Genomic DNA, 13,166 nt, shown 5'->3' with positions numbered 1-13,166 from the left:
TGGGGTCAGGTGACGGTGTCGGAGGCGGGGACGTTCTGGTCGGCGGCCCAGGAGGCGAGAATGCGCAGCCGGTCATGGGTGGGAGAGCCGGGCTTGGCGGTCCATACGGTCAGGTGCTGGTCGGGATCGGTGTTGGCGGTGAGGGTGTCCCAGTCCAGGACGAGCTCTCCCACGACCGGATGGTTGAGCGTCTTGGTCCCGACGGTGCGGGAGGCGACCTGGTGCTCGCCCCACCACTGGGCGAAGTGCTTGTCGCGCATCGACAGTTCCCCGACCAGCGCGATGAGGCGGGGGTCGTCAGGGTATTTCGCGGCTTCCATGCGGAGCTGCGCGACGGAGATGCGGGCGGAGGTCTCCCAGTCGGTGTACAGGGTGCGCATCGCGGGGTCGGTGAACTGGATCCAGGGATAGTTGCGGTGCTTTTCCGGAAGCCGGGAGAAGTCGGTGACCAGGGCTGCGGCCAGCGAGTTCCAGGCCAGGATGTCGCCGCGCCGCCCCTGGACCAGGGCCGGAGTGGCGGTGAGGTCGTCGAGAAGGCGTTGCAGCTGCGGCTGCACTTTCTGCCTGCCCCGGCGCCGGGCGCGGGTGGTGGTCTTGCCCGCGAGCTGGAAGAGATAGGCCCGCTGGTCGTCGTCCAGGTGGAGGACGCGGGCAAGGGTGTCCAGGACGGGCGCCGACGCCTGGATGCGTCCCTGTTCGAGGCGGGTGTAGTAGTCGGTGCTGATCGCGGCGAGCTGGGCGACCTCCTCACGGCGCAGCCCGCTGACCCGTCGATGACCACCGGTCTATCGCAGCCAGGGAACTGGGCGCCAAGCGGATCATCGCCATGAGCCGCCACGAACCCCGCCAGAAGCTCGCCCTCGAGTTCGGCGCCACCGACATCGTCACCGAGCGCGGTGAGGAAGGCGTCGCCCGCGTCAAGGAGCTGACCGGCGGCATCGGGGCCGACTCGGTGTTGGAGTGCGTCGGCACCCAGGAGGCGATGCGGCAGGCCCTGCGCTCGACCCGTCCCGGCGGCAACGTCGGCTTCGTCGGCGTCCCCCACGACGTGCGGATCGACGGCGAGGAACTGTTCTTCTCGCACGTCGGCCTGCGCGGCGGGCCGGCCCCCGTGCGCCGCTTCCTGCCCGATCTGATCGACCGCGTCCTCACCGGCAGGATCAATCCGGGCAGGGTCTTCGACCTGACCCTGCCCCTGGAGCAGGTCGCCGAGGGCTACAGGGCTATGGACGAGCGCCGCGCCATCAAGGCCCTCCTGACGCCCTGACCGGGACCGCCCAGGACGCCGACGGTGTGCGGCCCCTGGCATCCGCCAGCCGCCCCCACCCATCTCGCACAAGGACACATCATGACCACGTTCGCCCTCGTCGGCGCCGGCCCCGGCCTGGGCCTGGCCACCGCGCGCCGCTTCGGAGCCGCAGGCCACGCCGTCGCCCTCATCTCCCGCAGCACCCGGCACCTGGACCACCTGACCGCCGAGCTGGCCCGCGACGACATCCAGGCCCGCGGCTTCGCCGCCGACGCCCTCTCCCCCGCGTCACTGACCACCGCACTGCACAGGGCCGGCGACGCCCTGGGCCCCATTGAGATCCTCCAGTACAGCCCCGTCCCCCACGCCGACTTCATGAAGCCGGTCCTCGACACGAGTGCCGACGACCTCGACGCACCCCTGACCTTCTCCGTCAAGGGCCCCGTCGCCTGCGTGAACGCCGTCCTGCCCGGTATGCGCGACCTCGGCCGTGGCACCCTCCTGTTCGTCAACGGCGGCACGGCCGTACGCCCCAACCCCGAACGTGCCGGCACCTCGGTCGCCTTCGCCGCCGAAGGCGCCTACGCGCGCATGCTGCACGACGCGCTCGCCCCCGAGAACGTCCACGTGGCACAGCTGATCATCCCCGGGGCCATCCGGCCCGGCGCCGAGCACAGCGACCCCGACGTCCTGGTCCGGCGCCTGTTCGACATCCACCGGTCGCGCGACGGCTTCCGCCACTACGCCGAGCCTCTTCCCGACTGATGTCCCCGGAGGTGCCCGTGATCTCGAATGTTCCCGGCCTCGCCCGTGCGGTCCCGGCAGCCGCCCTGCTGCTGACCGTGACCTCCTGTGCGCACAGCCCGCCGTCCACTCGCACCTCATCGGAGCCGAGCACGGCGCCTTCCACGCACCCCGCGACGTCTGAAAGGGCCGCTTCCATGAACCTTCGGCTGACCATCAACGGGACCCCTGTCGACGCCACTTTGAACGACAGCGCCGCCGCGCGGGACTTCGCCGCCCAGCTCCCGCTCACCCTGACGCTGACCGACTTCCACCAGACCGAGAAGATCGCCGATCTGCCTCGCCGCCTGTCCACCTCCGGCGCCCCTGAGGGAGCCGCCCCCCGCGCCGGCGACCTCGCCTTCTACGCGCCCTGGGGAAACCTCGCCGTCTTCTACCGTGACGCCCCCTACGCCACTGGGCTGGTCATCCTCGGCCGCATGGCCGGCGGCGGCACCGAGCGGCTTGCCACCGCCGACGAGGTCAGGATGACGATCGAATCCGCGTCGTGACCTCGGCGAGCGTTCCATGACAACGCTCGCCGACACCGCGCCGGCCCCACCGCATCACCGAGGCCCGGCCCGGGCACGTCCCCACCACAGGCTCTGACCCGCAAAGTCAGCAGTGAAAGGAACCCCTGCTGGAACACACCGTCACCGACCACCGCGACGGCCGCATCGTCAACGCCAACATGGCCGACTACCTCGTCCCCGTCAACGCCGACGTCCCCGACGTCAGCGCGATCTATCTGAACGGCGACGACCGCACCGCCGACCCCATCGGCGTCAAGGGCCTGGGCGAGGTCGTGATCGTCGGCGTGGCACCCGCCATCGCCAACGCCGTCTTCCACGCCACCGGACGCCGCGTCCGCACCCTCCCCATCACCATCGAAGCCCTGCTATGACACCCGAACCGCAGATGACGGGAATGTGGGCGGGGCAACTCGCCCCCAGATGGGATCGGGCTTGCACGCCGGTGGGGTGGGGGCGTTGAGGGCCTGGCCAGCGCGTGGACGAGTCGGAATCGGGCGGTGTGGTGCGGGTGGTCACCCGCCCCTTGCCGATGGCGGCGCGGCGAGCCGGCCGGGGCGGCACCGCTCGGCATGGGGCAGTCGTGGGCTTCCACGCGCCGGAAGTCGTCGTCACTCCCCCGCTGAGTGTCTTATGAGTGCGTTTCGCAGCTCCAGTCGCTTGCACCGACCTATGAAACAGCGAACGTCCTGGACGGCGTGTTTCATAGGTCGGTGCTGAAAGGCGGACGCTGCGTCTGGCCGCGGGTCGGCGTCGGGTCACCACTGGCTGATGAGCGGCGTGTCTGGTACGTGCTGCCGCCAGGCTTCGGTGAGGCGGACGAGGCGTGCGGGGGCGGCGATGCCGCGCACGGTTGCGATCCTGCCGCCTGTGATGTCGAACGCCACGGCGCCGATGACCTGGTCGCCGAGCAGGAAGAGGATGGCTGGGCCGCCATTGACGAGCGCGTAGTGAATGGCGGGCGTGCCGCCCGCGAATCGCCGCTTCGCGGGGGTGGGTTTGAGGCCGGCCCGTACGACGGCGGCGATGCGCTGCGGAGTGTCGTACCGCAGCAGCTTCCCGGCCAGGCCGGCGCCGTCGGAGATCGCGGTCGCGTCGTCGGTGAGCAGCGCCACCAGCCGTTCGGTGCGGCCCGAGGAGGCAGCGGCGAGGAATTCCTCGACGATCCTGCGGGCGGACGCCGGGTCGACTTCACCGCCGCGGCGGCGCGCGGCGGTGATGCGGCGCCGGGCCCGGTGGAGGTGCTGCTGGCTGGCGGACTCGGTGATGTCGAGGATTTCGGCGATCTCGGCGTGGCTGTAGGAGAACGCCTCGCGCAGGACGTAGACGGCCCGCTCGAGAGGCGACAGGCGCTCCATGAGCGTCAGCACGGCCAGGGAGACCGATTCGCGCTGCTCGAACGAATCGGCCGGGCCGAGCATCGGGTCGCCGTCGAGAAGCGGTTCGGGCAGCCAGGCGCCGGCGGCGCGTTCGCGGCGGGCTTGTGCCGAGCGGAGCCGGTCGAGGCACAGGTTGGTGACGACCTTGGTCAGCCATGCTTCCGGCACATCGATCCGCTGCCGGTCGGCGGCCTGCCAGTGCAGGAACGCATCCTGCACGGCGTCCTCGGCGTCGGCGGCGGAGCCCAGCAGCCGGTAGGCCAGTGAGGCCAGCCGGTTCCGGCTGGCCTCGAACCGGCTGGTCTCGAAGCGATCCGTGGCGGTGCTGTCCACGCGAACCCACCCTAGGCGGCTACGCGACCGCCTTCTCGGCGGGCGACCACCTTTCCGGCGGTCGCGTCCGGCGCGACGGCCAGGCGGTGCTTGCGCTTGGGCACGCCGAAGGTCGGGTGCGAGGTGGCCCACAGCGACATCTTGAGGATGCCCGCCTTGACCCGCGCGGCCTTCCAGCCGCCCACATACTTCGGCTTCGCTCGCGCTTCGTCGTCGACCATCTGCAGGATCCCGTCCCGCCGCCCGAGGCTGATGTGGTTGCCCGGGTACGCCAGCTTGGTGTGTGCGATCTTGCGGCCGGTCAGGAATCCCACGATCGCCTCTGTGGCCTGCCGGCCGGTGTAGCCGGCCGAAGCACAGGACATCGGCAGCGGCCGGCCGTTGTCACCGATGGCGTAGGCGCTGTCGCCGGCGGCGTAGACGTTCGGGTGCGAGACCGACCTCATGGTGCGATCGACGACGATCTGACCGTTCTCGGTGACCTCCAGCCCGCCGGCGGCGGCGATGGGGTCGACCGCGAATCCGGCCGTCCACACGGTTGCGTCGGACTCCAGGACGGTGCCGTCGGCGCACAGCACCCGCGTCGCTTCGACGGTTTCGACTCTGGTGTGCTCCAGGACGGTGACGCCCAGCCGGTCGCAGGCCTGGCGCAGGTGGCTGCGGGCTCCGGCGGAGAGGCGGGCACCCAGCTCGCCGCAGGCGACCAGCGTCACCGACAGGCCGGGCCGGGATTCGGCGATCTCGGTGGCGGTCTCGATGCCGGTCAACCCGTCGCCGACGACCAGCACACGCCCGCCTTCGTCCCGCCTGTCCAGGCTGTCCAGGCGCTCGCGCAGGCGCAGCGCCGAGGGTCTGGCGGCGATGTCGAAGGCGTGCTCGGCCGCGCCCGGGACGGCGCGGTCGGCGCCGTGGCTGCCGAGCGCGTAGACAAGCGTGTCGTAGCCGAGTTCGCCGCCGCCGTCGGTATCGGCCACGGCGACGACCTGGCGCTCGGGGTCGACGGCGGTGACGCGGGCCAGGCGCAGCCGTATCCCCGTGCCCGCGAAGACGTCGGCGAGCTTCGGAGCCTTGATGTCCTGGCCGGACGCGAGCTGGTGCAGCCGCATCCGCTGGACGAAGTCCGGCACGGCGTTGACCACGGTGATCTCGGTGTCCGCCGGGGCCAGCCGGCGGGCCAGGGTCCCGGCCACGTAGGCCCCGGCATACCCGGCGCCGAGGACGACGATGCGGTGCTTCATGTGATGCTCCTGTCGGTTCGCTTGCTCCTCGGTGACTTGAGCGGAACAGCGCCCCGATTGCTGACAGGAACCGCATGTGGCATGGGTCACAGGGTGGCAGGGGCGTCCCCCACCGATGCTCGCGACGCCGAGGCGGCGCAGATGCACTCCGAGCTGAACGAGGTTCGACGTCATGCTCGCCAAGCGGAAGATGTCCGTGAAGGAACTCGCCGAACGCGTCGGCATCACACCCGCCGACCTGGCCGTGCCGAAGAATGGCCGCGCCAGAGCCGCCGCACCACCACTACGCCGGGGCGCTCAGTCGGCGGGGGCAACGATTCCTCCGATTCTGTCGCGCCGCGAACCCGAAGTGCGCCGCCCCGCAGCGGCTTGCAGGACCGCGGCGCGGACGGCGCGGACGGGAGCGACGCGCTCGCCTGCACGCTGGGCGGCGTCCGCTTCACCCCCCTCGCCGCACTCCGCGAAACCCTCGACTGCCAGCCCGGCGACGCGCTCGGGGGTCGGGTGCCCACTCGATGAAGCCCGGGAATCCCTCATCGTGTCTCCGTGCGTGATCGGTCGGCGGCGCCAGCAGATGTGCGGGGGGCGAGGAACGGTGGCGACCAGTCCCAGGTCGAGCCGGGCGTCCATGTCCAGGCGGATGGTGCCGTACGGGTAAGAGGATGCCCTCCTTGCCGCGGACCTTCCTCAGCTCGGCGGTGTGCTGCTTCTCCACCCGCCGTCCGGCACGGGCGTTGATCTTGTGGATCAGGGCGATCAGCAGGTCGACCAGGCCATCAGTTCGTCCGGCGACCGCTGAAAGAATTCGACTTCACCACCCTCGACCTGGCCGCATGACCATCTGGTTCTGTCGACGTCCAGCAGCAGCGTTCATCGATGAGTTCGGGGAACGCCCCTGATTATCGGGATTTGGTGTCGATGAGTTTCGTGAACAACCGGGGCCCTGCCGGGTGCCCGCGCTGGAGCAGGCCCGCACTGCAGGACGGTTCACCCACGTCCACGACACGTGGTGCGCTGAAGCATGCACGGCCCACGGTGGCGCGGCGGGCGCCCGCGCGCTGGTCGAGGTGCTGTTGCTGAGGTGCTGTTGCTGACCGCCACATGGCACACGAACACATCGTCGCTGGCATCGCTTCTGCTCTCCGGGCCGGAACACTGACCGCTGATGCGGTCGCGCTGGAGGCCCGCAAAGCGGCTCCGGCCGATGACTCCCCGGCCGCGCCCGAAGACAGAGTCTGAACCCCAGGCGCCGATGCGGGCGACGGTGACCTCGTGGACGCTCGGCGACTGGCCCGCCTTCCCCCGACAGGCGTCTCCTGCTTTCGGTGGCCCTCTACGACCAGCTCTTGCGCCGCCGTGCCGGTGGGCAGGACTCCATCAGCAAGGACGAGATGCGATGACGACCCGGGGGCTGACCGAACAAGCCGCCGAAACAGCCGTGGACACCGCCTGCCGGATGCTGCGCATGCCGACCATCCAGGCTCAGTTCACCGAACTCGCCGAGACCGCTGCCCACGAACAGACGCCCTACCGGGGTTCTTGGCCGAGCCGCTGATGGCCGAGTGCGGCAACCACAACCGGCGGCGCTCGAGCGACCGGCAGGCTGGCGCGGTGAAGCGCATGTTGAGGCACGCGTCCGGCGGTGTCGGTATGTGAGTGGAGGTGCTACGGGACGTCTGCCCGCCCGCCCCGGGCAGACGGGCAGACGCTATCTGTAGGCAGGCGGTCAGGCCGGGCGGACCGGGTGGCGGAGGATCGTGCGCATCCGTGCCGGGTCGGTCTCCCGGACGTCGGACAGGTAGATCTCGTGATGCAGGCCGTTCATGACCAGCCCGGAGTGCTCCATGAATTCCTCCATCAGGGCCAGCGTCTTGGGTTCGTCCGCGTATGCGCCATGGTGCAGCATTTGCACACACCGCCCCTCGGTGAAGGTGACGAGCTGGACGCGGGCGGCAGCGGGATCGTCGGCGGCCTGCCTGGCCTGGTCGAACCACTCGTCGGCCACCGAGTCCGGCAGCCGCAGGAACAGGTGCCACCACCACTCCGCGCGCGGCACGTCAAGCGCCGGCCTTTCGTCTTCCACCCACCAGCGGCCCTCCAGCGGCGGCATCTCGAAGGGCGCGCCGTTCGCGGCGGCGATGCCCATCAGAGGGCCAGCAACGCTGTACAGCGCCTGGATGCTCGTCATGTGCGCCGGCCCGCCTGGCTCGCCCTGCCCTGTCACCGACAGGCCGCGCACCGGGCCGAATTCGACGAGCTCCGGGGAGTCGGCAGCGGAATACCAGTTCATTCAGGGTCCTCCAGTTTGATCATCAGATGTGTCACCAGCTGTCCGCTGGTGTGGTTGTCGGGTCACAGACGCCCACCTCGCGTAGCGACCCAAGCGGCGTGTGCCCGTGATCGCCCACGACCCACGCGAACAGGGCGTGGCCGGTGAGCGTTACCTGGTGGTAGGGGCAGATGCGGGTCGCTAGGCGTACACGCCGCCCGGCAGGAGGTCGGGCCCGTCCTCCATCTCGGCGGCCGCTGCCAGCTCGACCCGCTGCGACAGGTCAGGTGGCAACAGCCCGAACAGCGGGACCTCCGGCGGACCGGCCGCCTCGATCAACCGGGCCGCGCACGCCGAGGTGACCGCGCCGATCTCGTCCTGAGCGGCCACCTCCCGGACCGTCACCACCTGGCAGGCGGGCTCTCGCATGAGCGTCATGCCCGTCTGCGGTAGTCCACCGGCGAGTATCCGATCGAGTGTCACCAGGGTGCGCCTTCGGCGCGCGAGGTCGGCCTCCATACGGTCGCGTACACCGCCGAGCACTCCGTCCTCACCGGCCAGCACCCGCCCGGCCTCCGCACGAGGCACATCGAGCGAGCGCAACAGCCCGACCGACAGCGCCTCGGCGGGCCTGCCCCAGCCGGCGGTAGCGGTGGCCATTGTCCGGGTCGACGTGGGCCGGCACCGGTGGCCGCAGCTCGTCGTAGTTCCTCAGCTGCTTGACGTCGAGCCGGCACAGCCGGTTGAACCGCCCGATCGGCAGATATCCGTCGTTCACGCGACCAGCATGGACGCTCCCACAGTGGGAGAGTCCAGCCGCGCTATCCAGCACGACCCTCACCCGAGACGGCCGGGACATCACCGCCACCCGACACGTGCTCAAATCCAACGACGTCTCGTGGCGCATCCCAAGTCGGGCGTAACAGCACGGCACGCCCCCTTCTGCCGTATTCCGGCCGCACCCTCACCACGCGCCGCGCAGCCGTTACCGAATCTCATCGACTTCTCCGGGCCGGGCTCACCGCTTTCAACACGTGGACAGACGTGGCTGCTTCTGACTGACACACACGACCGTCACACCTTGGGACTGGATGGCCGCCGTGCGTGCGAGTGGACTACCAAGGGCGCTGACCGCACAACCACCGATCGTGGCGGCTCTGATCGGATCAGCCAGGTTCCGTCGGCCCGCCGGATCCCGACGGGCGCGTCCGCCACGGCGTGCGCGCGGACTCGGTCGCCGAGCCCGAGCGCCTCCAGCGCGCGCAGGGCGTTGGGCTGGATCGACAGTCCGGCGCCGACCTCGGTGAACGCGGGGGCCCGTTCCAGGACGCGCACCTGCCAGCCGTGCCGGTGCAGGGCGATCGCCGCGGCGAGCCCGCCGATTCCCCCGCCGATGATGAGCGCGTGCATCCATGTCCTTCCACAGTGGGGCCTGGTGAGTGCGGTCAGTGCAGGCCGCGTTTGCCAGGGGCCCAGAACGGTTTGACCTTGATCGAGCGCCGGTTCCAGCCGCGCTCGCGGACCAGGTGGTCGCGGATCATCTGGCAGGTGCGCGCCTCCCCGGCCACATAGGCGGCACCGTCGGTACCAGGCAGTTGCAGGGCGGCCACCGCCGCCAGCAACGTCGCGGACGAGGCGGCCGGTGCGCCGTGACGGTGAATGCGCTGCAACTGGTGCGGGCCGGGCATCGGCAGGTCGTGCTCGGGCGACTCGCTCTCCAGCACCCCGTACACGCGGGCCGAGGGCTCCAGCGCCCGCAGCATCGGCCCGAACGCGGCACCGGCGGTCTCCTCACCGACGAACAGATGGAACGGTGCCGGACGGGTGAACAGGTCGCCTTCCGGCCACCACAACGTCACGCGATCGCCCGCGGCGGCCGCGCGCGCCCACCGCAGGCCGATGCCGTCCCCGTCGTACAGATGCACCCGCAACTCGATCGCCCGCTCCTGGGGCGTCAGTTCCCAGATGGTGTACGTGCGCAGCGTCTCGGACGGGCGCAGCAGCCCCGACACCGACAGCGGATCGTTGATCTGAACTCGCACGTGCTGTCCGGGAACGTAGGTGAAGCCGATCGGCTCGTCGACCACCAAGCGGATCCGCCGCATCGTCGAAGTGACCGAACCGGTGTCGGTGACGGTGCCCTCCAGCCGGTACTTGGCGAACGCACCCGCCAGCGGATTGCGCGTCCTGGTCCCCATGTCAGATCTCCTTCCGCCCGCGGCGTTGGTGGGCGCGGCGGGACAGGCCCCACCACACAGTCGCCGCCGACACGACCACGGCCCCGAGCACCGTCCACGTCATGAAGCATCTCCTTAGACCCGGCTCACCCGCCGAACGGCTGCTGGCCACCTGCCGCGCCATGCGCGCGTGGGCCACCGCCCACCCCGCCGAATTCCGCTGGATCTTCGCCAGCCCGATCCCGGCAACCGCCTCCGCCCGGAACCGCCCCGACTCCCCCCGCAACCAGGCCGCACGCGACTTCGAGCTGGTCTTCCTCCAGCAGATCGAGGAATTGTGGGCCGGCGCCCCCTTCCCCGTCCCCGCACCCGAGGATCTGGACCCCTCCGTACGGGAGCAGTTGGACGCCTACGCCATCGCCCTGGGCCGCGCCCTGCCCATCGAGGCCCTCCACGTCGCCATGTCCTGCTGGATCCGGCTGTACGGGCTGCTGTGCATGGAGGTCCTCAACCAACTCGACTTCGTCTACTCCGACATCGCCCCGATCTACGAGGAAACGCTCCGCGACATCACCGCCACCCTCGGGCTCGACTACTCCCCACCCGCACCGGCCTGACCGGCCCCCATCACGACATGATGAGCCGCCGCCCGGGCTGCTTGCGATACGGAACCCGCATTAGGCGTCACCTACATTGCTGCCCGGCCGCGTTCACCCAGGTCGCTGATCGCCGCGGCTGGGCGACTCGTTTCGTGCAGCTCAGCGAGGGGGCCGAGGATCGTTGATGGATCTTTGGCTGATCGTCGGGCCCCAGGAAGTCCCGGACGAGGGCGGGCCGGCGGATCCGCCTGAGGAGCCCTTTCGCGAGTTTTGCGAGGCGGATCACGCATGCGCACGCGCAAGGGCAGTCGGTGAACGTGGCTCGGCTCGACCGGGCCGCCGAGGGCGGCTATGCGGTGCGCCAGTGCACTCGCCGATGCCCTCAGCGGCTCGGGCTCGTACTCGTCGGCGGCGGGCTTTCCCGTGGTCAGAGCGGTGACGGTGGACGGCGAGCAGGAGCTGATGATGGTGGCCCGCGAGGTGCCTGGTCAGAGGCCGATCACGCTATGCAGTGCCGACCAGGTGCCCGATAACCCGCCAGTGGCTTCTGGGTGCATGGGTCGGGGCGGGCTCCGGTTCCAATGCGGGCGCGGCGTTCACCAGCTGATTCCGGCCGCGACCGGCAGGTGGTCGCTGCCGGTGGCCGGCAGCACCCACGCGCTCTTCGGCTCCACGCCTCTGACCAGGATCTGGTCGATCCGCACCACCGGGAACTTCGCCGGCCAGGTGAAGCCGAAGCCGTCCCCGGCCGCGTCCTGGGCCGAGCGCAGGCGCGAGGTGATGTCGGCGAACGCGCGGTCGTCCTTGGTGCCGTTCAGGTCGCCGAGCAGCACCACCCGCTCGTTCTGCTCGGTGGCGATGGCGCTGCCGAGCGCCTGCGCGCCTCTGTCCCGGTGGGCCGTCCAGAAGCCCGCCCTGGGATTCACCCGTGCGGACCCCAGGTGGGCCACATATACCGCCAGCGGCCCGTGGCCCGTGGTCACCGTGGTGCGCAGCGCCCGGTTGTAGTCCATTTTGACGTCGATCGGCTTGGTGTCCGCCAGCGGCCCGTAGTCCATCTTGATGTCGACCGGCTGGGTGTCCGACAGCGGCAGCTTGCTCCACAGGCCGACCGTGCCCTGCACCGTGTGGTACGGGTACGCCTTCGCCAGCTCCTTCTCGTACGTGCCCCTGGCCTGCTGGGTCAGCTCCTGCAGAGCCAGCACGTCCGCCCCGGAGGCGGCCAGGTCGCGGGCGGTGCCGGCCGGGTCGGGGTTGGCGGCACCGACGTTGTGACTGGCCAGGGTGAGGTCGCTGCCCGGGTGTGACTTGTCGCCGAGCAGCCCGCCGAAGAGGTTCAGCCACACCATGACCGGCAGCAGCAGCGCGCCCACCGCGGAGGCGGAGCGGCGCCACAGCGCCCCGGCCAGCAGCACCGGAATGAACAGGCCGAACCACGGCAGGAAGGTCTCCACCAGGCTGCCGAGGTTCCCGATCCGGTTCGGGATCTTCGCGTGCAGCAGCATGAACAGGCCCAGCAGCAGCGCCAGCGCCGCGAGGACCAGGCCGCGCTTCCAGGGCCCGGGCCGGGAGCCGATGCGGATCGCCCGGCGGATGCCCGCGCGCAGGCCACCGGAGCCGGTATCCCGGCGGCCGGCGTCGCCCTGCCCGGTTTCCGCCGTGTCCACCTGAGCCATCGTCTGTCCTCGCTCACTTTCGGTCACTGCTGCATCCTCGAGTCTTGGGTGGGGTTGGCACACATGCGCGGGCAACCACGATCGATCGCATGGGTGCTCGGTTCGTAGTGTCAGGGCTCGTTCCTGTAGATCTGGCACAGCCCGTACTCGGCGCCGTGTTCGGACAGCAGCGCCGTCGCATTGGAGTGCCCGATGTCGACCGCGTCCCCCGACACGTGAGGAGACGTCGCCGCGGTGGCCACCCATCGGGCGGCCGCGTCTTCAGACCCGTACTTGGAGACCGCCTCGCGAAGAAGCCGATCTTGGTGCTCCGGGGAACGCCGCGTAGAACTCGACACCGTCGTCCGCGGCGTCCGTTTCAGCCTTGCGGAGGGCCTTGGATCGAGGTTGGGCACAGCCGGAATCGCGTCATCGAAGACCGTCACGCCGCCGCCGGCGACGGCACCGTCAGCCTCGCCAAGCCCACCACGGTGCTCACTGCGAGAAGCCTTCGAGGGTGGTGCCGTCCGAGGAGGACGAGGTTGACGCCGCCGAGGAGGACCGCGCCTGGTAGCCGAAGGCTGTGGTGATCGTTGCTATGACGACTATCGGGCCGGCGACGAGGAGCCAGCGACTCCGGCGGGGTCGTCGTTCGTGCCGATGGTGACGTTCGGGCCATACCCGCAGTCAAGGCAGCGCGGTGTTGCCAGCACGTATGCAGTTTTCGATATGCCGACGATATGCACCGGCTCCTAGCATCGGCAGCATGCGTGTGCTGATCGTCGAGGATGAGCCCTACATGGCCGAAGCCATCCGTGACGGTCTGCGGCTGGAGGCGATCGCGGCCGACATCGCAGGTGACGGCGACACCGCTCTGGAACTGCTCGGCATCAACACCTACGACATCGCCGTCCTGGACCGCGACGTCCCCGGCCCCTCCGGCGACGAGATCGC

At 70.2% G+C, this 13,166-nt stretch carries 14 protein-coding genes and 3 pseudogenes; 8 read left to right on the top strand and 9 right to left on the bottom strand.

Annotation, left to right across the window (positions count from 1 at the left end; all coding sequences use genetic code 11):
- Nucleotides 1-5: 5 nt before the first annotated feature.
- Complete coding sequence (locus ABZ801_RS40870) at nt 6-557, bottom strand: hypothetical protein (protein WP_360709161.1); 552 nt, start codon at nt 555-557, stop codon at nt 6-8.
- A 114-nt stretch (nt 558-671) separates the two neighbouring features.
- Nucleotides 672-725: pseudogene (locus tag ABZ801_RS40865) on the bottom strand (hypothetical protein); the annotation flags it as partial.
- A 62-nt stretch (nt 726-787) separates the two neighbouring features.
- Between ABZ801_RS40865 and ABZ801_RS40860 the strand changes: the two are divergent.
- The 4 genes and pseudogenes from ABZ801_RS40860 to ABZ801_RS40845 form a co-directional block, all read left to right on the top strand.
- A pseudogene (locus tag ABZ801_RS40860) lies at nt 788-1,267 on the top strand (zinc-binding dehydrogenase); the annotation flags it as partial.
- A gap of 81 nt (nt 1,268-1,348) precedes the next feature.
- The gene (locus ABZ801_RS40855; RefSeq protein ID WP_360709158.1) at nt 1,349-2,014 is read left to right on the top strand and encodes an SDR family NAD(P)-dependent oxidoreductase; all 666 of its coding nucleotides are present in this window, start codon (nt 1,349-1,351) and stop codon (nt 2,012-2,014) included.
- Nucleotides 2,015-2,190: 176 nt separating this feature from the next.
- The gene (locus tag ABZ801_RS40850; RefSeq protein WP_360709155.1) at nt 2,191-2,544 is read left to right on the top strand and encodes a cyclophilin-like fold protein; all 354 of its coding nucleotides are present in this window, start codon (nt 2,191-2,193) and stop codon (nt 2,542-2,544) included.
- A 179-nt stretch (nt 2,545-2,723) separates the two neighbouring features.
- The gene (locus ABZ801_RS40845) at nt 2,724-2,936 is read left to right on the top strand and encodes a hypothetical protein (RefSeq protein WP_360709152.1); all 213 of its coding nucleotides are present in this window, start codon (nt 2,724-2,726) and stop codon (nt 2,934-2,936) included.
- 384 nt (nt 2,937-3,320) lie between these two features.
- Here the strand turns inward: ABZ801_RS40845 and ABZ801_RS40840 are convergent, their stop codons facing one another.
- Together ABZ801_RS40840 and ABZ801_RS40835 are read right to left on the bottom strand one after the other, a co-directional pair.
- The gene (locus ABZ801_RS40840) at nt 3,321-4,274 is read right to left on the bottom strand and encodes a sigma-70 family RNA polymerase sigma factor (RefSeq protein WP_360709150.1); all 954 of its coding nucleotides are present in this window, start codon (nt 4,272-4,274) and stop codon (nt 3,321-3,323) included.
- A gap of 11 nt (nt 4,275-4,285) precedes the next feature.
- Nucleotides 4,286-5,512, bottom strand: a complete 1,227-nt coding sequence (locus ABZ801_RS40835) for an FAD-dependent oxidoreductase (protein WP_360709147.1) — start codon at nt 5,510-5,512, stop codon at nt 4,286-4,288.
- A 172-nt stretch (nt 5,513-5,684) separates the two neighbouring features.
- Here ABZ801_RS40835 and ABZ801_RS40830 point away from each other — a divergent pair.
- Both ABZ801_RS40830 and ABZ801_RS40825 read left to right on the top strand, forming a co-directional pair.
- A pseudogene (locus ABZ801_RS40830) lies at nt 5,685-5,783 on the top strand (helix-turn-helix domain-containing protein); the annotation flags it as partial.
- Between the two features lie 1,125 nt (nt 5,784-6,908).
- Complete coding sequence (locus ABZ801_RS40825; protein ID WP_360709145.1) at nt 6,909-7,067, top strand: hypothetical protein; 159 nt, start codon at nt 6,909-6,911, stop codon at nt 7,065-7,067.
- 171 nt (nt 7,068-7,238) lie between these two features.
- On the opposite strand, the gene ABZ801_RS40820 is transcribed toward ABZ801_RS40825, so the two are convergent.
- The 4 genes from ABZ801_RS40820 to ABZ801_RS40805 all read right to left on the bottom strand — a co-directional run bounded on the left by ABZ801_RS40820 (nt 7,239) and on the right by ABZ801_RS40805 (nt 9,979).
- Nucleotides 7,239-7,802 (bottom strand): GyrI-like domain-containing protein, encoded by a 564-nt coding sequence (locus tag ABZ801_RS40820; RefSeq protein WP_360709142.1) that lies wholly within the window; start codon nt 7,800-7,802, stop codon nt 7,239-7,241.
- A gap of 180 nt (nt 7,803-7,982) precedes the next feature.
- Nucleotides 7,983-8,441, bottom strand: coding sequence for a hypothetical protein (locus ABZ801_RS40815; protein ID WP_360709140.1), 459 nt, complete (start codon nt 8,439-8,441; stop codon nt 7,983-7,985).
- A gap of 414 nt (nt 8,442-8,855) precedes the next feature.
- On the bottom strand, nt 8,856-9,191 hold the full coding sequence (locus ABZ801_RS40810; protein ID WP_360709137.1) for an FAD-dependent monooxygenase: 336 nt from the start codon (nt 9,189-9,191) through the stop codon (nt 8,856-8,858).
- Nucleotides 9,192-9,226: 35 nt separating this feature from the next.
- Nucleotides 9,227-9,979: a siderophore-interacting protein gene (locus ABZ801_RS40805; RefSeq protein WP_360709135.1), complete on the bottom strand. Its 753-nt coding sequence runs from the start codon at nt 9,977-9,979 to the stop codon at nt 9,227-9,229.
- Nucleotides 9,980-10,080: 101 nt separating this feature from the next.
- Between ABZ801_RS40805 and ABZ801_RS40800 the strand changes: the two genes are divergently transcribed.
- On the top strand, nt 10,081-10,575 hold the full coding sequence (locus ABZ801_RS40800) for a TetR-like C-terminal domain-containing protein (RefSeq protein ID WP_360709133.1): 495 nt from the start codon (nt 10,081-10,083) through the stop codon (nt 10,573-10,575).
- Between the two features lie 578 nt (nt 10,576-11,153).
- Here the strand turns inward: ABZ801_RS40800 and ABZ801_RS40795 are convergent.
- Nucleotides 11,154-12,233 carry an endonuclease/exonuclease/phosphatase family protein gene (locus ABZ801_RS40795; RefSeq protein ID WP_360709130.1) on the bottom strand — a complete coding sequence of 360 codons (1,080 nt, stop codon included), beginning with the start codon at nt 12,231-12,233 and terminating at the stop codon, nt 11,154-11,156.
- A gap of 745 nt (nt 12,234-12,978) precedes the next feature.
- Here ABZ801_RS40795 and ABZ801_RS40790 point away from each other — a divergent pair.
- Nucleotides 12,979-13,166 (top strand): response regulator (locus tag ABZ801_RS40790; protein WP_360709127.1); only part of this gene is annotated, 188 nt, incomplete at its 3' end.

It is taken from the genome of Actinomadura sp. NPDC047616, from assembly GCF_040642915.1.
GTDB classification, from domain to species: Bacteria; Actinomycetota; Actinomycetes; order Streptosporangiales; family Streptosporangiaceae; genus Spirillospora; species Spirillospora miaoliensis.
This window is presented reverse-complemented; position numbering and strand designations above follow the sequence as displayed.